The sequence below is a fragment of the Nostoc sp. MS1 genome (assembly GCF_019976755.1).
Taxonomy (GTDB): domain Bacteria; phylum Cyanobacteriota; class Cyanobacteriia; order Cyanobacteriales; family Nostocaceae; genus Trichormus.
The window spans coordinates 17,791-41,184 of record NZ_AP023442.1 but is presented as its reverse complement, the minus strand read 5'-3'; the positions used below and the strand labels follow the sequence as shown (position 1 = coordinate 41,184).

Below are 23,394 nucleotides of genomic sequence, written 5' to 3'. Positions count from 1 at the left end.
GATGTTGATATATTTATTGAGTCAAATTCCTAATGGTGTAATTTCTAACGATAATTTAGCAGATAGAGCAGCACAGGTATCACTTGGAGTAGCTCAAGGATTTGATGAATTATGGCGAGAAGTATTAGGAGGAGAACTGTACGGATCACTGTGTGATGTGGGAACGGTATTCGCCCTGACTACTTTGGGATTTTATATATTGGAGTGGACAAAACAGGTATTGAATGGTGAAGAACAAAGAGCATTTAGCTCGTTTATTTGGCCATTAATTATTGCCACATTGTTAGCCAATGATGGACAACTGCTAGGAACAACGACAGTTGGAATAAAAAACTACATCAATAATGTCAACAACTACGTACTGACCAGAACAGCCGTAGGAGTAGACTTACGTGCTGCATACTCAAAAGCAATGGGAGTAGCAGCAGTCAGAGCGGCGATAGGCAGAGAAATAGAAGCTTGCCGGACATCGCAGCTTTCACCACAAGAAACAGTGCAGTGTTTGGAACAGGCCAAGCAATCATTATCACGGCAGTATCCACAATATTTTCGAGCAAACGGGCCTTTTGCTTGGTTGGTAGACAGAATAGATAGAATTGTACGCGCTCCACAAGAGGCAATACAATCAGGAGCAAATCCAATTCAAGTGCTACTATCCCCATTCAGTGCCTTTGTGGGTTCAGTAGTAGCGGAAAACATTACCAATATATTAGTAGGTTTATCAGGAGCATATCAGTGGGGGATTGAGCTAACGATGCTGCTGACGGCTTATCTGGGGCCATTAGCGGTAGGGGGTTCGTTGCTGCCCTATGGTGCGAAACCGATGCTCTCCTGGTTGACGGGCTATTTTTCCGTGGGATTAGCCAAACTGAGTTTTAACATTATCGCCGGATTTGCTGCGGAATTAATTGCAAATTCGCGTGCAGATCAACCACTATTTTTCTTATTTACAATTGGAATTTTTGCGCCGGCGTTAGCAACAGGTTTAGCCGCAGGTGGAGGTATTTCGCTATTGATGCAGATTAATAAAGCCGCAGATGAGGCGAAAAATTTTGCTAAAGATGTTGTTGTAACTGTAGCAACGGGTGGTGCTGGTGCGGCGGCTAAATTCATTCGTCCCAAATAAAGCAGGGGAGCAGGGGAGGCAGGGGGGCAGGGGAGGCAGGGGCAGTAGGGGCAGTAGGGGAGTTTTAGCTATGTTTGCTGTTACTGATTAAAGGTCTTGATTGTCACAAATGAAATTATGTTAAACCTGATTAATTTAAAAATTCCTAAATCTAAACTGAAACAGGAGAGAAATACAGTCCTCAGCTATGGTTCATCAGTTCCCACGAGGATAGCAATTATAGCGGTGATGGGTTGTTTGATGGGAGGCATTTCTTTAATTATCCAATTTCTCAACTACGGAGCAATTAGGAGGCTAGTCAGGAATGAAGTCCCCTCACTGGTTCAGTTGTCGTCAGGCGAAACAATTTATGCAAAAGCAGTAGAACCAGCAGAACGTTCTGATGAAACAATAAAGCAGTTCGTGTCGGATTCATTTGTGGGGATGTTTAATTGGGATGGATTGATTCAGAAAAATAATGAGCAAGGGAAGTTAATAGTAGAAACAGATCCTGGTGTAGAAATTAAGGGACTAGATAACGAACCCACAAGAAAAATTACTTCTAGGGCATACGAAGCAGCGTTTGCATTATCAGATAGAGTTGGGTTTCGTGCGGCATTCCTGCGGAGACTGTCACTTTTGACAGACCCAGAAGTGTTTAGCGGCAATATGCGAGTGGCGCTAATTCCCCACTACATATGGGAGCAACGCGATTTTGTGAAGTCGGATCAAAATCAAGCGATCGCTAAAAATCATACTTAATTTAATAGTGATTTTATTTACAAATAAAATATTGATTTACACGAAAAATCATCTTGATGAGATATCTCAAAAAGATTGCTAGCAAGTCATTTGAGGATTATTTCCAAAAATCTCTGCAACAAGTCTTTGATACTTAGTATCAATTACGGCAGAAAATAAATTGAAGGCAGAATTAAAGTATAAAATTTATCAACCAGTTTGGGGTTTGATAAAAGAATTAAAGATAGAATCACAAAAATTATCCCAACTTTTAGCTATCCATTGACAACGCAGATGTAACATAATTTCTGCATTATTTTGTAACCAAAACTTACTGTTTCCTTTCATGCGTAAATTAACAACTTGACGAATTAAACTTTCAACTGCACCACTACCGAGAGGTAATTTTCGAGCTGCAACTTCGTTATATTTTAAAAGCCTCCTTCTATACGCTTTTAAAATATAATTTCGCTCTCTTACCATAATTTTACAGCGCTCTCCTGTTGCCTCGGAAATAAATTCACCCATATTTCTCATTAAATCTAGTGCCTGACCTTTCTTTAAAATTTTCCGAGATTTTTTAAACCAGGATTGACGCTCATTATCTGTACTAAAAGCGGCATCAGCAAAATCTTGTAAATGTGATGCTGCGTGATAAAAGTCTAATAATTGATAAGTTTCAAGTGGGCATTTTAATTTTTTTAGTAAAAGAGGAATGTGTATCCATATCCACTCTGCACCATCAGCAATCAATAACACCTGCTTGGCTTCACTTATACCCAAATTTACTAAATACATCTCTAAAATTTTGAGGAATTCTTTATAACCTGAATATGTGCCATCATTCGTAATAGGTATTGTCGATGTCCTAATTTTTTTACCTTCTTCATTTACTACATAAATTGTTAGTAACTTTGGCTCCATCCATTCACCAACAAAGCCATGACGGTTTGTTTTCTTACTGCGTCTACCTTTTTTATTAAACCTAATTTTAGTTCTTCCACCATCTACAGCGATTACAACTCGTTGGCCTTTGAGAACATTACTATTAGATAAGTGGTTCATCTCCAGATTTAATATTTTTGATTGGCGTAGATTAATACCAATTTCACCAAAAAGGTAAGTCAGGCGTTCGATTCGTTTTAAACTAACATTTATTCCCCAATCCGTTAGCGTCGAACGTGCTGCATCGAAAGAACTAGCGATCGCACCATATTTTGCGATTATTGACCAGACTAGAGGGGTAATACCTTCAGACATCCCTAGCCACTTTAAAAACGGACAAAATCCTTGATTTGAAGTTTTTATTTTTGGCTCATTGAGCAGAGGATTATCAGATTCTTTACTTGTGGGATTCCGTTCAAGTACATAAGGTAAAGTTAAAGTTACTTCGACGTTTCCAATTGTTACTATTTTTCGCTTTTTAGAACCATGTTTTTGTGTATTTAAATTTCTCCATCCCTGTGTTTGACTAACAGAATAGTTTAGGATTTTTGGGGATACGGAAAGATTATATAATAAAACAGCTATACATTGACCTGCTAAAATCATTGCCTGTTCTCTAATTTCTTTTTCTCGTTCTCTCAGCTTTTTTCCATCCCACTCTGTGATATTTGTAAATTCTAAAAGTTTTGTGACCTGTAAGTGAAAACTTTTAACTGACTTGTTTAAATCAAGAGTTGCACTTATATTTTTTGCCATAAAAGGTAGACGTTAAAACTCTGGAAAGATTACTTAACCGGAATCCTACCTTGTTTTTGACCTTTATAAATTTTTGCACACATCACCAGACTTGAAATTGGTTGATAGCTTACGTATTAATACGGCTTCTAATATAAGAAATATTTTTTAGTACTGAAGAAAGTTGTTAGCGATCGCTGGTTTTTGATCCCACCTCACCAAATCGCGTTGCTCCCCTACATATCCCCTCCCCGAAAAATTAGAGATGGCAAGTGGGAAATAGATTTTCAATCAACATTAGTCACGTTTAGAAAACTAGATAATGCGGGGAACGGGATAGCACTAAATAAAACAGTAACAGTAGAAGCAGTCACTACCCCACAAAAGCCCCCAGAGGATACTACAGAATTAGCATTAAAAATTTATAAAATCCGCAAAAGTGGACTAGAAATAACACAAATAGTAGATTTGAATTTAGGAAAGAGCCGATGAATCACAATCCCTTAACAGTTGATGAAATAATAAATCTTGATGATGAAAAAGAGGAGTTAGACGATAAATTACCCCCTATAGATGACACCCAAAATTTAACCGAGCATAATTTAATTACATCACCTTGGTCAAGGATAGGGATAATTGGTGTACCACTAGGTGTTGGCTTTTTAGTGTTTTATTTCCTGTTTAATAACATCATTAATGGTAAACCAACAGCGAATAACCCCAACCAAAATGAGCAAAAAGCGACACAACCAACAGCGCAATCAAACAACTCCGATGGGGATGTTTATGCACAGTTGGCTTTGGCCAAACAGCAAGAACAATTAGAGAAACTGAATAAAAATCAGGAAAAAACACCAGCCCTAGTACAAAAATCTTCTCCCCAAGAACTTAAACCAGTAGCCAAACAAACTCAAGGAGCGCAAGTATCATCTGCGCCACCACCGCCTAAAACTTATTCATCCCCATCAAGAACTAACTCGTCACCTTCAACAACCTATTCACCACCATCAAGAACATACTCCTCGCCACAACGTATAGTCGCAGCTTCAACACCAGCCCTCGACCCAATGGCAGAACTAGAACGACTGCGCTCAATCGGGTCGTTTGGTCAAGTGGTTTATGGCAATACTGGGACAACTACAGCAAATGCTCCTATTACTTCTTTAGATTCTGACACCCAAACAAACGTCAACACAGGGCAGCCACTATCTCAACCACTATCTCAAACTGATGAACCACCATTATCAACAACTGAGCAAACTGTAGAAGATATGGGCATAGAAAAGATTCGCCCCCGGTGGTCATCATCAGTAAAATCTAATGCTAAAAACTACTTACCAGAGGAAAAACAAATTATCCAAGGGCGTAAAACGCAATATCTGGTGGTAGGTCAGATGGCGAGTGGGGTTTTAGTTACTCCATTAATTAAAGAGCAATCCGACAGTAGAAATCAGAACCAGAAAGCTACCACAGATGATGGAAGACGTTATGTAGCAAGGCTTACAGGGGAATTGAAAGACAATCATGGGCAGATAGCCATCCCTTATGGCAGTTTATTAGCAATTGAATTAGTTTCAGTGGACGGAGCCAATCATGCGATTGCTCAAGTACGCAGCATCATTCTCAACAACACAGAATACCAAATCAAACCAGGAGCAATTACTGTACTAGGAGATAATAGTCAGCCCTTGATAGCCCGGAAATATCATGACAGAGGTGGTGAAATTGCACGAGGTGATCTTACTGTCGGGGTAGTGTCTGCTCTAGGCAAAGTTGGTGAAATAATTAATCAACCTGATACCACAGAGGAAATTGAGGATGAGTTTGAAGGCAGAATCAGACGACGCAGCAGTGGAAATCAACGGAATCTCACCGGGGCGCTATTGGAGGGTGCATTTGGTTCTCTTTCGTCTATTTTAGGTGAACGCGCTCGGAGTTCTACCGAAGAAATTCAGTCTCGTCCCAATATCTGGTACATCCCCGCTTCCAGCCGTGTAACATTCTTGGTTAACCGCACTTTGGAGATGGAATTACCATGAAAAAGCTGTTGATTTGTACTGCAAGTGCGATCGCTGTTGCATTGTGCCAACCACTAGCGGCAGGAGCCACTCCAGTAGTGCGGCCGATAAAACAATCACTCTTGAGTGGAACAAGTGCAAGACTGCAAACAATCAATGTGTGGAATGGTCATGGTGTGAGTATTTCGTTTTACGCGGTAGGTGAAACCATACAGCGAGTATGGATTGATGACCCCTCACAAATTTTGATAGATACAGACGGTTGCTTAAAAGGAATTGACCGAGACTGTGAACAGGCGGGTGCAGGACTTATACAGTTACGGCGGATTAAAAAGCTATCTATTCGGGGGTTGCCACAAGCGGCGGCGACACACTTGACTATAGTCACTCAGACAACAAGCAAAGAGCGCAAATCGTATCACTTTAGAGTAGCACCGTCTAATGGCAAACCGCAGTACAGTCAAATTGCCATCATTAATGATGAACCACCACCATTAGCGACACCACCACCGCGTAGATTGCAGCCCATCACACAAACCATAAATACTACTAGACAAATTAGGTTTGGTGTCGCTGTGGCAATCAGAAATAAATTGCTCACTCCATCATCTGAACTTCATGGACGCATTGAACAATTAATTACCTACTTACTTCAAGGTGATGAATTGTCAACGGCGGCTAGTAAAGCAGTGGTTTCGATGGAGTTAGTCAATAAATTAATTCAGTTTGGTCAAAGTCCATCTCTAAATATATGACTCAGCAACCAGAGCAATCAAACCAAGACAATAATCAATATTTAGTGGAGCAACAAACAGAGCAATCAACCCAATCCGAGAACAAATCTTTGATTTATCTAATGTTGGGTATTCTACTAAATCAGTCAAAGCAACTCAACAATTCTCAACAGTCAACAAAATTAGATAAGCAACAATTTAAGACTCAAAAAGATGAGCGAATCAGATATTTAATATTTTTTGGCTTAATATTTTTCTTGTTCAATACCTTAGCCAATTTACGAGGGTTCAACGCCTGTAGAAACGTTATGAATACGTCCCAAAGAAGTAAGTTTGGCAAAAATCTGAGTTAATAAAATAGGCTCAGGTATTTCGGGAAGCATTTTTAAAATTTCACGGACATATCGAAAACCACGATAGTGAGCCTTAAGGTCAAGGATGCCGGAGTCGGGATTAAGGAGACGAAAATCCGCGAGAAGATGATGGGATAAGTTGACCATAAAGAATGCTAGATTAGCAGCATTAGTTACAGCAGTTTGACTTAAGTTCATAAAATCTTCCAATCCCCAAAATTGCTTGGCATCTCGAAAATTGAATTCGATCTGAAAGCGTAGCTTGTAGTAGTCAATTATTTTTTCAGATGACAATTTTAGATCACTAGAAAATAGAATTACATGACTACGAGCATGAGTTTTAAGATTGGTTTTGACGAGAATAACTACATTTAGAGATTGGGCAAATTCTTTGTGAAGTAATGTAACTTGATAAACGTCAGTTTGGATATCATCATCAACGGTACTTTGACATAAATACTTCTTAGGTATGTTGTTGTAGTCAATTTTGTCTCCGTATTTACGACGAGAGCGACTATTGGGGTCAGGGTGTTGATAAGGTATATATAATGCTGAATCAGAGCGAAGCTTAGAAATTATATGCAAGTTAACTTGACGAGCCATCTGCAAGGCATTATTATTCCCAAAGTGTCCATCCAATACTAAGTAAGTAAGGGGAATAAATTTAGCTAATAACTTAAATAGCGACTTAATCATCTTCTGAATTCTGAGTAATTCAGATGTGAGAACTACCTGGGTTTTATTCTTGTTTTTACTTCCCTTTGGTCGCCCACGCCCACGTTTTTCTTGCGGTTTTATTTCTTTGGTTGGTGACGAGCTACTTTTTTCTATATCGCTCTTTATCACCTGTTCTATCTGAATCGGAAACGAGTGCCTTTGCTCAACACTGACTAATGATAATGTAAAAAAAGATAGCCCTGATATGGGTTTACCAGCCAGGCTAGAAAAAAATCTATCCAGTCCATAAGTTTGTTTTCCTGATTTACTTATCACAACTTCATCTCCCGCTAGCAAATATATCTCATTCGGACGAAATAAATGCTTGTGAAAGAATAACCAAAACAATGTCGCCCAAGGTATTACCGTATGAAAGAATCTCAACATCGTTCGATAACTGCCACCACTACCTGTCCAACGAGAAATTCCCAACATCGTCACTCGGCCACTCATTGCTAACATGGCCAGGATTATCTGGTTCAATTGCCGCATCGTCGTAGCGTTTATCTGCGGCAGGAGGCATTGCAGGAGTGATAAGATATCGGGCATGGGTTGATTGTGGCTTTTGAGTTGTCGTTTGGGAAGACAATAACTCTACTACATCAGCCCTCTCTCTTCACCCTCTTATTTTGGCTAAGGTATTGCCTTAATTAAGGAGATTATATGAGTGGATTTGGTCACGGTTCCGTCGGCACAAGAGAACAAGCATTTACACGTTTACTGCCTTTAAGAGCAAAAAGCTACCCGACCCATGAACTACTAAAACTTGCCAACAGCATCAAGTCAGACCCAGATACGGTGAAAGATGGCCCTGATCCTGAAGAAAATTTGCTCTTACCAGCAGGTTATACATACTTTGGTCAATTCATTGACCACGATCTAACCTTTGATAACACATCATCTTTAAACCCCGCAGATATTGGTTCTGTAGATCGTTTGCCAAGTAATTTACGAACTCCACGCTTTGATTTGGATTCCTTATACGGTGACGGGCCTGATGCTCAACCTTTTCTATACGATGAGGATGGTGCGACACTTCTATATAAAAACGGCACTGCAAATCAGGTTGAACCTACCGCTAGTAATACAAAGCTAGTTAAAGACTTTAAAAATCAAGCAGATCAAGACCTACTGCGTAGCCCCAATGGTCGCGCGATTATTGGTGATAAACGTAATGATGAAAACTCGATCATTAGTCAAATCCAATTGTCTTTTGTCAAGTATCATAATGCAGTAGTAGCAAAGCTCAAACAAAACAATCACAAACTGCAAGACGATCAGAAACTGACGGGTACTGCTTTGTTTGAAGCAGCACAAAACGAAGTACGCTGGGCTTATCAAAAGATAGTGATAGAAGACTTTTTGCCCCGCATTGTTAACGCAGATGTTCTAGAAGGTCTAAAAGACAAAACTCGTGACCAACGCGCTCAAAACTATGCTCTTTACACAGAAGACAAACGCGAAAATTTACCCCGCGAATTTGTAGTAGCAGCCTACCGTTTTGGACATTCTGGAGTGCGCTTTGGTTATCGTCTCAACAATGATCAACGCTTTAGCATTTTCCCTGGTAGCGATAATGACAACCCAGACGATGACAGTTTATTAGGATTTGAGCCACTGCCGAGTCATCATGTCATTGATAACTGGGCGAGATTTTTCCCGCTTACAAGTCCAGGAGTGTTACCCAATGAGTCTCGTGAAAGCCCTGCTGATGAAACGCCCGATCCAAAAGTACGCTTACAACTAGCTTACAAAATTGATTCCAACTTGGTTGACCCACTTGGCGTTTTACCGCCCCCTGTGTTGCCGACCAGTCAGAATGTTGGCGGAGTAATTAAAGAAGTTAGAGATGCCATCAGCCCTGACACCTTGCCAGACACGAAAGTACCACCACGTCCATCCCTGGCACTGCTTAATTTATTGCGAGGCAACAACTACCGAGTACAAAGCGGGCAACAGATTGTCAAAGCTCTACAGGACAAAGGTTTTACTCAGGCTATCCCTCTCACCTCAGATCAACTCAGTGTGCGACAATCGGCGGGTGAAAATTCGGCGGGTGATGCACTGTTTAAGTTTGAGCCAATTGCTGAGAATCTGCAAAACGACACCCCACTCTGGTTTTACATCTTAGCTGAGGCTCAAGCTCCCTTAGTAGATCACTTTGGTGTGGGAAAAAGTTTTTCCGAAGTAGAGTTACTCAATGGTGTTGGTGCTAAAACTCAGTTAGGTTGGGTAGGTGGTCGGATTGTAGCAGAGGTATTTTACGGACTTTTAGATTCTGATCAGGAATCTTATATTAATAAAGCACCTAAAGATTGGCAGCCAATTTTAGGTGGTGATCAGACAGTTATCTTTGCTAACCTACTCAAATTTGCAGGTCAAAATATCGAACCACCTCAAACCAGCACAAGCACCCACAAAAACTCAGGTTCTTGCTGATGGGAAAAATGTTGAAGGAGGCATAAGGCAGAAGGAACAATTGGGAGGGGTCTAAATCCTCTGCCAATTGTAAGCGCCGTATAGACGGCGGGGTCTTAAACCCCTGCTCTCTCCGTCCGCAGCAGCAGACAGAGGGCAGTTTTCCTCCTGCCTCCTACCTTCAGTAAGAACTGCCTTCCTTGGTAGCAAATTGATTAGTGGAAGAAGCAGAAGTATATAAACTTACTACTTGATCTAAGTTGTTAATATCATTGCGTCTTATCTTTAAGCCAGGTCTACTTAATTCAGTAACAGAATACATTGTTGAGGTCGTCTTTTCAGAAGTGTTAATTTTTGTTTGCCCAATGGTATTTAATATGTAGCCAAGTAGTTGCAGTGCTTTGAACGGCATAAGCTAATAAGTATTTAATTTTGCTACCACATCACAACCCGTTGTAACAATTGGGAATTTTGCGAAGTTTGCTAAACTCAGTAGAGTATGAGTTTTTATATGAAGTTTATCAAAAAAAATATTAGTTATATAGATTTCATTTGCATAAGAATAAGACTATTCTGAAATATAGAAAAGCAAAAAACCAAAAATAATATTGAAAGTCAAAGTTTTTTGGTTATTTATCAATATAGAGTCAAATCACATGGTTAATACACAGTTTAACTTAGTAAACCTTTTTGAGTTTATTAAAGAGAATAACAAAGACCTCAATCCAGATCATTATCAGATTGCTGTTCGTCAGCATGAAATAGGTGTTCAGATTGTACTAAAGTATATTAATGTTAATCCAGATAAAGAAGTTGTAGTAGGTGCAATTGGATTATAGAGTTACAGGCGACAATTCACAGAATTTTGTGAATTGTCGCCTTAATAATTTTAAATAAAATTCTATGAATAATAATTTTAAATTAAGTAAACATTAGTTTTTTGTAAATCCCTATGATCATTGAAACAATATCTGGAACTTCATTACAGTACTATTTAATTCCATTTGATGCTGTTGGTAATGAACGTGATGATCCTCAAGCTAAGACAAGCCAAAAGATACTGAATATCTTGTCTAATGAACCAATCACAGATGTTTTTATATTCAGTCATGGGTGGATGAGTGATGTTAATGGAGCGCGGCAGCAATATAATAAATGGATAGGTGCAATGCAGAACAATTTAAATGATATTGCACAAATCAAACAAGTATGCCCAGAATTTTACCCACTTTTAATTGGTTTATACTGGCCAAGCCTACCTTGGGGTAATGAAGAACTTAGTAGTGCTGTGTCCTTTGAGCCAACATTTACTTCTTCATTAGAGAGCTTAATTGAGGAATATGCACAAAGGATAGCTGACACAGAGATTTCTAGACAGGCACTCAAAACAGTTTTCCATGCAGCAATCGAAGATGCTGTACCTGACTATATGCCATTAGAGGTAAGTCAAGCCTACGAAGTTTTGAACCGAGAATCGGGTTTAGGTAATGATGGTGAAGGCGCAGCCCCAGGAAGCGATCGCTTATCTTTCGATCCAGAAGGTATATTTGAAGCCACCAAAGCTGAACCAGTTGAGTTTGGTCAATTCAACTTCAGTGGAATTTTGATGCCCCTGCGAGTCCTCTCTTTTTGGAAAATGAAAGATAGAGCGCGTCAAATTGGGGAAACTGGTGGTTTCGAGTTACTCGCAAAACTGCAAAAAGCAACGCCAAATACCGTGCGATTTCACCTTATGGGTCACAGTTTTGGATGTATTGTTGTTTCTGCCATGTTAGCTGGTTCTAAAGGGCATAACACTTTAGTTCGCCCAGTTAATTCTGTATCCTTAGTACAAGGTGCTTTATCACTATGGTCTTATTGTGCAGATATTACAGTTTTACCAGGCCGTCCTGGCTACTTTCATTCTGTTGTTTCTGAAAATAAAGTGGCTGGCCCTATCATCACTACACAAACAAAATTAGATGCTGCTCTTGGTAAGATGTATCCCTTGGCTGCGGGTATACGCCACCAAATAGTTTTTGAAACTGTCGAGCTTCCTCAATTTGGCGCAGTTGGAACTTTTGGTGCTTGTGGTTCAGGTTTAGAAGTTATAAATATGAAAATGCTTTCTGTAGATGAATCGTACTCGTTTACAGCAGGTAAAATCTACAATTTGGATAGCACACAGTATATCTGTGATACTCATGATGGAATTTTTGTTGGCGCTCACAATGATATAGCTAAACCAGAAGTAGCTCATGCTGTGTGGCAAGCTGTACTCGCTAGTTGATTTAATCAAAAATAAAGGAATAGCCCAATTATGAGTGAAGAATTGCTATTTTTTAATGGAATTGATGGCGTAACTGGTAAGTATTCGCTTCCGCCACTGACACCAATGCAAGTTTCTCAAATTGCTCAGGGTGAAGAAATAGATTTAGAACTTCTTAGCGAACTCCAAAGGAAAAATTTACACGTTAAGGGATTAGACCCAGAATTTGCACCCATAGAAGGAGTAGACCCGAAAAATTTAGCAGAAACTGGTTGGGGAGTAATCTTTGCTTATAATGCTGACCCAGCAATTAAAGAAGCACTAAGCCCATTGTTAGAATTGCGTCAAAAGCAAGCCACCCAAAACAAAGAACATTATTATCAGGAGTATATAGGCATTAAAGCGTATCGTCCGGGTGAAACGAAAACTAAGTTTTTGGCACGTCATCAAGTAGGACAAGGGCCTGCCGACCCTGATAAGATGCCTTACTACCTACTGATTGTTGGTGATCCAGAAACTATTCCCTATAGCTTTCAATACCAGCTTGATGTGCAGTATGCGGTAGGTCGAATTTATTTTGACACATTAGCAGAATATGCTCAGTATGCTCATAGCGTTGTCGAAGCAGAAACAGGTAAGTTCTCCTTACCCCGCAGTGCTAGTTTTTTCGGCGTGCGGAACAGTGGCGACCAAGCAACTCAACTCAGTGCTGACCAACTAATTAAACCCCTAGCCCAATGGATAGCCCAAGACCAAGCAAGCTGGAATATCCAAACTATCCTTAAAGATGAGGCTACAAAAGCTCGGTTAGGGCAATTATTAGGTGGGGGGCAAACTCCTAGCTTGTTATTTACAGCGAGTCACGGGATGAGTTTTCCGAATGGCGACCCCCGACAAGAACACCACCAAGGGGGGTTGCTCTGCCAAGATTGGCCTGGGCCACTCCAATGGAGAGAAAAAATTCCCGAAGATTTTTATTTTTCTGCGGATGACATTAGTGTAAGCGATCACTTGCTGGGATTAATCGCTATTCATTTTGCCTGCTATGGTGTTGGTACACCTAAATTCGATGATTTTGCCCACCGTAAAGCAACTAGCGAAAGGTCAACTATTGCTCCGCGTGCTTTTGTGGCTTCTTTACCACGGCGTTTGTTGAGTCATCCCCAAGGAGGGGCATTGGCTGTAGTTGGTCATGTCGAGCGAGCCTGGGGATATTCTTTTATGTGGGAGAGGGCTGGAGCGCAGTTGCAAGTCTTCCAAAGTGCTTTAAAACGATTGATGGAAGGGCATCCTGTGGGGTCGGCTATGGAGTTTTTCAACCAGCGTTATGCTGAACTTTCCTCTGATCTGAGTGTTCAACTAGAAGAAATTAAATTTGGTGCGATCGCTGATGACTCAGCTATAGCTACTATGTGGACAGCTAACAATGATGCTCGGAGTTACACAATTATTGGCGACCCCGCAGTGCGACTACCTGTTGGTGATGGAAACGCTGTGGAGCGACCAATCATTGAAAAAGTAACCTTGCCAACCGTACCTGCAACAGCAGAAGTATCTGTATTACAACCAGCAAAGTTAGATTTGATTAAATCTTTAGAAACCTTTTTAGAAAAAGTCCAGCAAGCCCCTGCCTTGGAAGTTGAACAAATTCAAGCAACTGTGTCAGCCGTCAATAATTTACTTCAGGCGTTGAGATTATGAATATCTTTGAAATTACAATTCAACGTAAATATCAAGATAGCTGGCCTGTAGTTGTCCAACATACCAAACTAGGTCAACTTGTTCCTATCAGCCGTCAAGGTATCCTTAACATTAATAGTGAAGATGATCTTGTCGCACTCAGGACATTAAGCTCCCAGCCAAGAAAGTACGGCACAATATTAGGCAAAATACTATTTAATGATGGCATACGTGATGCTTTCATTCAAGCTTTGGCAAGTCTTGAAGATAGCAAAAACACTGAGAAATATCTTCATGTATTGCTATACGTCGAAGCTAATGACCTCAAGGAATTACAGTGGCAAAAACTCTGCTCTCCTTTAGATGGAGACTGGGATTTTCTATTTCTCAATCAAAGGACACCTTTTTCTCTGTACATTCCCACAATTACAGAGCAGCTTTTCCCTGCCATTGGACGACGGGACTTGCAGGCACTGGTTGTAGCTGCCAGCCCATCTGGACTAGGAAAATTTCAACTAGAAGACTTTGATGTAGAGGCGGCGGTAGCTAGTGTTAAAGCTGCCCTTGGAGACATTCCAACTGACGTGTTAGCAACAGTTGATGGAGCAGTAGGGCCGCCCACCTTAGACGCACTGATGCAGTGTCTTACTAATGATGAAAAATACTATACCTTAATCCACTTCGTCTGCCACGGTAAGTTGTTATCTAATAAAGAAACTGCACTTTATTTGGCAACCGATGATAATCAAGTTGCACCAGTCAATGGCACTACCTTAATCGACAAGTTGACTAACTTACGCCGCGCACCGCATTTTGCTTTTTTGTCCACTTGCGAAAGTGCGAGTAATACAGCAGAAGCAACAGGAGCAATGGGGGGACTAGCACAACGCTTAGTTAGAGAATTGGGTATACCTGCCGTCGTGGCAATGACGGAGAAAATTAGTATAAAAACTGCTCAAGCTTTAGCTACCACTTTTTATCAAAAATTGAGAGTACATGGCAATGTAGATTTAGCATTGAGCGAAGCTACAGCAGGATTGCAGGGCAGGTATGACATCACTGTTCCCGCACTTTTTAGCCGTTTGGGAGGGCGATCGCTATTTAGCGATACTCCAGACCGCCCGCTTACACCCAAGGAAATCAAGTATGGTTTAGATTATTTGGCAAAATTACTACCAGAACGTGCGCCAATACTGTCCGATGAATTGAATCAGCAAATAACAGTGCTGAATAGAACGTTAGGTACTGAAACCAAAGAGGCACTGCAAGAACAGCAGCAGGCTTTGGATACAGTGAATAAGATATGTAGCGAAGTCTTGGATTTGAGTTTTCCAGCTTTGGCATTGGGTACAGAAGAACCACCAGCCTATGACTCACGCTGTCCTTTTCAAGGATTGAAGCCGTTCCGCTTGGAAAACCGGGAGTTTTTCTTTGGGCGGGAGCAGTTGACTGCAAAACTACAACAAAAGCTGGCGCAAGACAATTTTTTACCTGTGTTGGGTGATTCTGGTAGTGGTAAATCATCCGTAGTCTTGGCAGGATTAATCCCAGCACTACAAAGCCAGCAGCCAAACCTCCAGATGGCTTACATGACACCCACTAGTGAACCAATTGCTGCACTACAAACAAGTCTATTAACATTTCAAAGCCAGGATTTTGTATTGGTGATAGACCAGTTTGAAGAATTGTTCACTCTCTGTAGTGATGAAGCGCAAAGACGAAAATTCATTGAACAATTAATCAGTCTGAGCCAGCAGCAAAAAGGGGTGATTACTATGCGGGCAGACTTTTGGGGAGAGTGTGCGTTTTATCCCAAACTCAAAGAAATGATGCAGGCTAGACAAGAACTAGTTGCACCTATGGACTCAAAGGAGTTACGCAGCGCAATGGAGATGCAGGCTGCAAAGGTAGGTTTGCGCTTTGAAGCTGGTTTGTGTAATTCCATTGTAGATGAAGTTGAAGGAGAACCAGGAGCGATGCCTCTACTGCAACACGCATTGTTTGAGTTGTGGAATCGGCGACAGGGAAGATGGTTGCGGTGTGAGCAGTACAAAGCTATTGGTGGTGTGAAAGGGGCAATTTCTCAGACTGCTGATACTTTTTATAACAATTTATCACCGCACGAAAAAGAACAAGTACGCAATATCTTTGTGCGCTTAACCCGTTTGGATGAAGAAACTGTACAGGGTGATAAACAACGGGATACGCGACGGCGAGTGGAGTTAGAAGAATTAGTGCCAGTTGGTGGAGAGCAGGCACAAATCAAAAAGCTGGTGGAAAAGTTAGCAGGTGAAGGTGCGCGGTTGGTAGTTACTTGTGTAAATAGCAGCACTCATCGAGAGGAAGTTGAAGTTGCTCATGAAGCTTTAATTCGTTATTGGCCGAGGTTGCAAAACTGGTTGAACGAGAACCGGATTTATTTGCAACTGCGTGAGAAAATTCGTGATGCAGCACTGGATTGGAATCAGAGTCAGCGCAAAGAAGAGTATTTAGAACTTCAGGGTGGACGATTAGACGACGCACAAATGCTATCTAAGCAACCTGATTTTTTAAATAAACTTGAGACTGAGTATGTCGATGCTTGTGTGGAGTTGCGCCAGCGTCAACATCAACAAAAGTGGCGAATTGCTTGGATAACTATTTTGAGCTTGCTTGGATTCGCTTTATTTGCAGTTTTTCAATGGAGAGAAGCAGAAATTGGTCAAATTAAGGCTTTAAGTGCATCCTCAAAAGCACTTTTACTCTCCCACCAAGAATTAGAGGCAGTGACAGAAGGTTTGCAGACAGGCAAAAAGTTTCAACATTCATTCTGGCAAGCAATCTGGCCTGACGCTGATTTAGGAAATCAAGTCAGAGGAACACTACAAAATGTGTTTTCTGAGGTTAAAGAAAGTAATCGCTTCCAGGTAAAAAGTCAACTTGCTCCAGTGGTATTTAGTGCTGATGACCCGATGATTGTTACTCAAAGTTTAGATGGCACGGTGCAACTCTGGAAACCAGATGGTACGACGATTCCCTGGCCTCATAACGGTCGAAAAATTGCAATTCCTACTAACAATGGCCAAAAAGCTGATGTGCCAGTAGTTGCTTCGGGTGATAATGAGCAGATACTGGCTTTAGATTTTAAAGGTCGCTTAGTTGTTACGTTTAGACAGGGAGTAAGGTTAACCCCGCTCCAGATTTCAAGTGTCGCATTTAACCCTACTCAGAAGATTATGGCTTTGGCCTCTGGCGATCGCGTTTTACTATTGAGTCTGGTGGGGGATCAACCCCTCAAGAGCTTAAAAACGCAGCTTGGGCCCATAGCTGCACTCGCTTTTAAAGCCGATGGCAAGATTCTTGTCACAGCTAATCAAGATAAAGTCGGAATCATACAACTCTGGAATTTAGAAAACAACACCCTCATAAACACCTTAGAAGGAGATATGGGTTTGCAACAATCTGTCAGTATTAGCTCCGACGGACAGATGGTTGCTGCTGGGGGTTGGTATGGGGCTACACTCTGGAAAAGTAATGGCACATGGCACAAAAAGCTTGATGTTGGGTATCCAAACCAGGTTAACGCCCTAATCTTTAGTCCTGATGGAAAGATGTTGGCCACGGGAGGTGTGAATAAAACAGTCAAACTCTGGAATATCGACGGTACTTTATACAACACATTTCTAGGACATGATGATGCAATTTGGGGACTCAGTTTCAGCCCCGACGGTCGGATAATTGCCTCGGCAAGCAATGATAATACAGTCAAACTCTGGCAGAAAGACAGTCAACAGAATGGTACATTGCTCACAACCTTTATTGGACATCAGAGTTCTGTTCGCTCAGTTGCTTTCAGTCATGATGGTAAGACTATTGCCTCGGCAAGTGATGATGGAATTGTCAAAATTTGGCAGCTAGGTGGTACTGCTCTGAAAACTCTTTTGCATAAAGATCAAGTGTATGCAGTTGCGTTTAGCCCTGATGGAAAGACTATTGCAACCACAAATGGACATGGTTGGCTTACTCTTTGGAACCCAGATGGAACCGTACAGAAAACTGGACAATGGCATTTTGGGCCGATTACCGCAGTCGCTTTCAGTCCTAATGGACAGATGATTGCCACAGCTGCGGGGGATAGGCAAGTACAAATTTGGAATTCAGATGGCACTTTTTTAAGACAGTTAGAAGGACATAAGGGCGAAATTAATCAGTTTGAAGTGAAAGGAGTGAGTTTTAGCCCTGACAGTCAAATAATAGCCACAGCATCTGTAGACGGAAAATTACAATTGTTTAATAGTGCTGACGGGAAGTTGCTAAAAACTTTGGATCAAGAGAATTATCCAATTTGGGGTGTCAGTTTCAGCCCTAAAGATCAGATCCTTGCCTCTGCAAATAATGATGGAACGATCAAGCTCTGGAATACTGATGGTACTTTACTAAAAATTTTGCCAGGACATCAGGATGCAGTTTTGGGAGTCGCTTTCAGCCCTGATGGCAAAACTCTTGCTTCAGCAAGTGCAGATAAGACAGTCAAACTCTGGAATATTGACGGCACTTTACTGAAAACTTTGCCAGGACATCAGGATGCAGTTTTGGGAGTCGCTTTCAGCCCTGATGGCAAAACTCTTGCTTCAGCAAGCTTTGATCGGACTGTGATTCTGTGGAATTGGCAGGAAAATTTGAATCTGAAACAGCTACTTACTTACGGGTGTGATTGGATGCACGACTATTTGAACAACCCTAGTGCTAATATTAGTAAAAGCGATCGCCATCTCTGCGACATTATACAAAAAAATTAGCGTATTTCAGTAATGAACACCTTTGAGATTACCATCCAACGCAAATCAGGCGATCGCTGGCCGATTGTTGCAGAACATAGTCGCCCTGGTGAACTGCTACCAATTCGCAGTGAAGGAACTCTAGTAGTTACTCTAGAGGATGTTCAGCAATTGACAAGTCTGCTAGGAAGACCGAAGGACTATGGTACAGTCTTGGGCAAAGCGTTGTTTCAGGGTCAAATACGTGATGCTTTTGTTAGTGCTTTGCGGGAGAGTGAAGACCCACTGCGGGTTCTGCTGTTTATCGAAGCAGCAGACAGCGAACTAAAATTTTGGCGTTGGGAAAGGCTCTGCGCCCCAATTGATGGTAACTGGCAGTTGTTAGCACTGGAACAGCGATCGCCTTTTTCTTTCTACATCCCTGCAATTACCGATCGCCGCTTTCCCCCAATTGGACGGCGTGATTTGCGAGCGTTGCTTTTAGTCGCTAGCCCCTTGGATGTACAAAGGTATAATTTAGCTGCTTTTGATGTTAAGGATACGGTTGACAGTGTACAAACTGCTTTAGGAAATATCCCAACAGATGTCTTGGCAACAGTGGAAGGTGCGATTGCTCCCCCAACTCTCGACGCACTCTGTTCTCAACTCACAGATCGGACAAAGCAGTACACCATACTGCATTTTGTCTGTCACGGTAAGCTGATGGATGACGGCGAAACTGTCCTCTACTGGGCAAAAGCTGATAATACAGTTGAGCCAGTCACAGCAACACGCTTGCTAGAACGTCTAGACCCTCTACGGGGAGCTAGAGGATTACCGCATTTTGCTTTTCTCTGTGCTTGCGAAAGTGCCAGTCCTGGAGTAGAGGGTGGATTGGGAGGATTAGCCCAACGCTTGGTGCGGGATTTAGGTATGCCTGCGGTGGTGGCAATGACCGATAAGGTAACAATTAAAACAGCCCAGGTATTAGCAGAAAACTTTTATCGGCAACTCAAAGCATCGGGAGAGGTTGATATAGCACTGCATGAAGCCACAGCTAGTTTAGCCGAGCGCGGTGATATTACTGTCCCGGCTTTGTTCAGTCGTTTAGGTGCAAGACCCTTATTCAGCGATCAACTCGACCGCGAACTGACTAACTCTGAAATTGAGTATGGCTTGGAACGTCTGAAAAAGTTGCTGTTACAGCGATCGCCTGTACTCTCCCATCCATTTGAGGAGCAAGCACAAAAGCTGAGAAACATTATAGTTGCAGATGTCGCCGCCTTGAGCAAGCAAGCGCGTCAAGAACGAGAGCAGGTTTTAACTGAAATAGACAATCTCTGCGATGAAGCCATAGATATCAGCTTTCATGCGCTGGCTTTAGATCAGCAACCACCAAATTATGATTCTCGCTGTCCCTTTTTGGGCTTGTATCCGTTCCGCCAAGAAAACCGCGAGTTCTTTTTTGGGCGTGACGAATTAATTACCCAACTGCAACAAAAGCTGACTGAACACAACTTTTTAGCGGTGTTAGGTGCTTCTGGGAGTGGTAAATCTTCATTGGTACTAGCGGGGTTGATTCCGACTTTACAACAACAGCAGCCAAATTTGGCGATCGCTTACATGACCCCAAGTAGCAATCCCAACGAACAACTGCAAATAAATCTATCACCTTATTTAGAAAACCCCTCTCCAAACCTCTCCCCTACCAATGTAGAAACGTTTTATGAAACGTCTCTACAAATTCCACCTTCCCTTGAAGAAAAGGGGGTTAGGAGGTTAGGTCAATCCCTAATCTTAGTAATTGACCAATTTGAAGAACTATTCACCCTCTGCACTGATGAAGCTCAACGCCTCACCTTTATCGAGCAAGTGTTAAGCCTGAGTCAGCAGCAAAAGGTTGTAATTACCATGCGAGCAGACTTTTGGGGAGAATGTGCGCCTTACCAAAAACTCAAAGAGTTAATGGAAGCGAGGCAAAAATTAATTGCGCCGATGAACGTTTCAGAACTGCGAAAATCAATGGAAATGCAAGCTGCTCAAGTGGGGTTACGTTTTGAAGCTGGCTTGAGTAATACTATTTTAGATGATGTCCAAGGTGAGCCAGGTGCTATGCCACTGCTGCAACACGCACTGCTAGAGTTGTGGAAACGGCGACATGGGAGATGGTTGCGTTGTGTAGAGTATGAGGCGATTGGCGGTGTGAAAAAGGCGATTTCTCAAACTGCCGATGCTGTTTACAATGGTTTATCATCCCAGCAACAAGAACAAGTACGCAATATTTTTGTGCGTTTAACCCGCTTGGATGAAGAAACTGTACAAGGTGAAAAACGACGCGATACGCGACGACGAGTTGAGTTAGAAGAATTAGTACCTGTAGATTGTGACTTGGGGTTAACTAAAAATCTGGTGCAGCAATTGGCTGGCGAAGGTGCACGACTTGTAGTTACCAGTGTCAATGAGTCTACAAACCGCGAAGAAGTGGAAGTTGCCCATGAAGCCTTAATCCGCTATTGGCACAGATTGCAAAACTGGTTGAACGAAAATCGTAGTAATTTGCAACTGCGTGAGAAAATTCGTCAAGCCGCACTGGATTGGAATCAATCTCAGCAAAAAGAAGATTATTTGCAACTTCGGGGCGGGAGACTAGATGATGCACAAATGCTATTTACGCAACGTCTTTTGAATAAACTTGAGGCTGACTATGTGAAGGCTTGTATCGATTTGCGTTTACGCCAAGAAAAAGAAAAAGAAGTACGTCGTCGGCGCGAAATAAATACAGCGAGGGGAATAGCTAGTTTCTCTATCTTGGGATTGATTGTGACTGCTAGTTTCGGACTGGTAGCTTGGCAGAAATCACAGCAAACAGAATTAGCTAAAGCAGACTCTCTAGGTCAATCTTCAATATCATTGTTTAACTCACGTCAAGAGTTTGATGCTCTTTTCGAGGGGATGAAGGCTGGAAAGATTTTAGAAAAACAAAAAGCAAATCAGCCCCTGATTACAGCAGCATTGCAGAATGTTTATAATGTCAGAGAACAGAATCGGTTAATACAGCATCAAGGTGCTGTTAATAGTGTAGTATTTAGTCCAGACGGCAAAACCATCGCTTCTGCTAGTGACGACAACACAGTCCGAATCTGGGATACTGAGGGTAAATTGCTGTACACTCTCACTGAGTCTAAAAGTAGTGTCTACAGTGTAGTATTCAGCCCAGATGGCAAAATTCTTGCCTCTGGTGATTTTGACGGAAATGTCAGAATCTGGGATACTGAGGGTAAATTGCTGCACGCCTACCCAGCCCAAAAAAGTGCGGTCTATAGTGTAGTGTTCAGCCCGGACGGTAAAACTCTCGCCTCTGGTAGTAAAAATGGAGAAATAATAATCCGAAATATTGAGGATAAGCTGCCTCAAATTTTTGATTCAGGTCAGCGTAGTGTGAATAGTGTAGTGTTCAGCCCGGACGGCAAAACTCTCGCCTCTGGTGGTGGGGATGGAACTGTCAAAATCTGGAATATTAATGGTAAGTTACTAAGCACTTTCATAAACAATACTTATTATTGTTCTAAAAGTCAGGATACTAAAAAGTGTACCCGCAGTCCTTATCCTCTTAAGAGTGTAGTATTTAGCCCGGACGGCAAAACTCTCGCCTATGGTAGTTTTGACGGAAGTGTCAAAATCTTGGAGTGGGATAAGACAAAGTGGAAGCTTAAGTATTATAGGTACTATAAGAATGCGGTCAAAAGCGTAGTATTTAGCCCAGACGGCAAGACTATTGCCCTTGCTAGTTACGATAACACTGTCAAAGTTTGGGATTTAGCCGCTAAAAAGGAAAAGCCACCCTTGACTGGACATCAGGATGTTGTTAATAGCGTAGCATTTAGTCCCGATAGTAAAACCCTTGCCTCTGCCAGTCGGGACAAAACTATTAGAATCTGGAATATCCAAGCACAGCCTCCGCATACTTTCATTGAGCATAGAGGTACTGTTAAGAGTGTGGTATTCAGTCCAGACGGCAAGACTCTTGCTTCTGCTAGTGACGACAAAACTGTCAAAATCTGGGACACTGAGGGTAACATATTATCCACTTTATATGGGTATCAAGGTGGTGTCACAAGTGTAAAATACAGCCCAGACGGCAAAATTATAGCTTCTGCTAGTGATGACAAAACTCTCAGAGTCTGGAATATTGAAAGGCAAAAACTGTATACCTTCTATGGGCATCAGGATGGTATTGAGAGTGTAGTATTTAGCCCGGATAGCAAAACCATTGCCTCTGGTAGTAAAGACAAAAGCATCAGAATTTGGAACACTGAGGGTAAATTGCTTAATACTTTTTACGGGCATACGAAGGGTGTCAATAGTGTGGTATTCAGTCCGGATGGCAAAATCCTCGCCTCTGCTAGTGATGACGGAAATGTGAAAATATGGAATTCAGAAGATGGCAAATGGAATTCAGAAAATAGCAAGGAACAGAAAATAAAAAATCCTATAAAGTATCAGTGCAATGAAGAAACAAACTGTAGTATAAGGAGTGTGGCATTCAGCCCAGACGGTAAAACCTTTGCCTCTGCTGGTGATGACAAAACTGTAAGAACTTGGGACAGACAGGGTAAACCCCTAAATACTTTTTATGGGCATACAGGAAGTGTCAATAGTGTAGTATTCAGCCCAGACGGTGAAACTATCGCCTCTGGTAGCTCTGATGAAACTATCAGAATATGGAATACAGAGGGCAAGCTGCTACAAACTCTGACTGGGCATACAGGAAGTGTTAATAGTGTAGTATTCAGCCCTAACGGCAAAAAACTCGCCTCTGCTAGTGACGACACAACCGTAATTTTATGGGATTGGGATCTAGATATACTTATGAAAAATGCTTGTAATTTGATGCAAAATTATATTAACAATCAGAAGAATGAAAAATTATGTAACGGCATCACTAATACTCAGTAAGCACAGCA

General features: G+C 41.6%; 13 protein-coding genes. 11 read left to right on the top strand and 2 right to left on the bottom strand.

Features of this window, described 5'->3' with window-relative positions:
* The first annotated feature begins 1 nt into the window (after position 1).
* Both NSMS1_RS30950 and NSMS1_RS30945 read left to right on the top strand, forming a co-directional pair.
* Positions 2–1,126, top strand: coding sequence for a hypothetical protein (locus NSMS1_RS30950; protein WP_224095589.1), 1,125 nt, complete (start codon positions 2–4; stop codon positions 1,124–1,126).
* A gap of 117 nt (positions 1,127–1,243) precedes the next feature.
* The gene (locus NSMS1_RS30945) at positions 1,244–1,867 is read left to right on the top strand and encodes a hypothetical protein (RefSeq protein WP_224095588.1); all 624 of its coding nucleotides are present in this window, start codon (positions 1,244–1,246) and stop codon (positions 1,865–1,867) included.
* A 189-nt stretch (positions 1,868–2,056) separates the two neighbouring features.
* On the opposite strand, the gene NSMS1_RS30940 is transcribed toward NSMS1_RS30945, so the two are convergent.
* Positions 2,057–3,547 (bottom strand): ISLre2 family transposase, encoded by a 1,491-nt coding sequence (locus NSMS1_RS30940; RefSeq protein WP_224095587.1) that lies wholly within the window; start codon positions 3,545–3,547, stop codon positions 2,057–2,059.
* Between the two features lie 207 nt (positions 3,548–3,754).
* Between NSMS1_RS30940 and NSMS1_RS30935 the strand changes: the two genes are divergently transcribed.
* From NSMS1_RS30935 to NSMS1_RS30925, 3 genes are read left to right on the top strand one after another with little or no spacing between them, the layout of a single operon-like run.
* Complete coding sequence (locus NSMS1_RS30935; RefSeq protein ID WP_224095586.1) at positions 3,755–4,018, top strand: hypothetical protein; 264 nt, start codon at positions 3,755–3,757, stop codon at positions 4,016–4,018.
* Positions 4,015–5,565, top strand: a complete 1,551-nt coding sequence (locus NSMS1_RS30930) for a TrbI/VirB10 family protein (protein ID WP_224095585.1) — start codon at positions 4,015–4,017, stop codon at positions 5,563–5,565. Before NSMS1_RS30935 ends, NSMS1_RS30930 begins: the two co-directional genes overlap by 4 nt.
* The gene (locus NSMS1_RS30925; protein ID WP_224095584.1) at positions 5,562–6,299 is read left to right on the top strand and encodes a hypothetical protein; all 738 of its coding nucleotides are present in this window, start codon (positions 5,562–5,564) and stop codon (positions 6,297–6,299) included. The genes NSMS1_RS30930 and NSMS1_RS30925 overlap by 4 nt, the downstream gene beginning before the upstream one ends.
* Positions 6,300–6,556: 257 nt before the next feature.
* Here NSMS1_RS30925 and NSMS1_RS30920 read toward each other — a convergent pair whose 3' ends face one another.
* Positions 6,557–7,897, bottom strand: a complete 1,341-nt coding sequence (locus NSMS1_RS30920; protein ID WP_224086359.1) for a transposase — start codon at positions 7,895–7,897, stop codon at positions 6,557–6,559.
* A gap of 114 nt (positions 7,898–8,011) precedes the next feature.
* Here NSMS1_RS30920 and NSMS1_RS30915 point away from each other — a divergent pair, with 114 nt between their 5' ends.
* From NSMS1_RS30915 to NSMS1_RS30890, 6 genes are all read left to right on the top strand, one after another.
* Positions 8,012–9,787 carry a peroxidase family protein gene (locus tag NSMS1_RS30915; protein ID WP_224095583.1) on the top strand — a complete coding sequence of 592 codons (1,776 nt, stop codon included), beginning with the start codon at positions 8,012–8,014 and terminating at the stop codon, positions 9,785–9,787.
* 635 nt (positions 9,788–10,422) lie between these two features.
* Positions 10,423–10,605 (top strand): hypothetical protein, encoded by a 183-nt coding sequence (locus NSMS1_RS30910; protein WP_224095582.1) that lies wholly within the window; start codon positions 10,423–10,425, stop codon positions 10,603–10,605.
* A gap of 113 nt (positions 10,606–10,718) precedes the next feature.
* Positions 10,719–12,035, top strand: coding sequence for a hypothetical protein (locus NSMS1_RS30905; protein ID WP_224095581.1), 1,317 nt, complete (start codon positions 10,719–10,721; stop codon positions 12,033–12,035).
* 30 nt (positions 12,036–12,065) lie between these two features.
* Positions 12,066–13,715, top strand: coding sequence for a C25 family cysteine peptidase (locus NSMS1_RS30900; RefSeq protein ID WP_224095580.1), 1,650 nt, complete (start codon positions 12,066–12,068; stop codon positions 13,713–13,715).
* A complete protein-coding gene (locus NSMS1_RS30895) occupies positions 13,712–18,472 on the top strand; it encodes a CHAT domain-containing protein (RefSeq protein WP_224095579.1) in 4,761 nt (1,586 codons plus the stop codon). Before NSMS1_RS30900 ends, NSMS1_RS30895 begins: the two co-directional genes overlap by 4 nt.
* 12 nt (positions 18,473–18,484) lie before the next feature.
* Positions 18,485–23,386 (top strand): eIF2A-related protein, encoded by a 4,902-nt coding sequence (locus tag NSMS1_RS30890; RefSeq protein ID WP_224095578.1) that lies wholly within the window; start codon positions 18,485–18,487, stop codon positions 23,384–23,386.
* Positions 23,387–23,394: the final 8 nt, after the last annotated feature.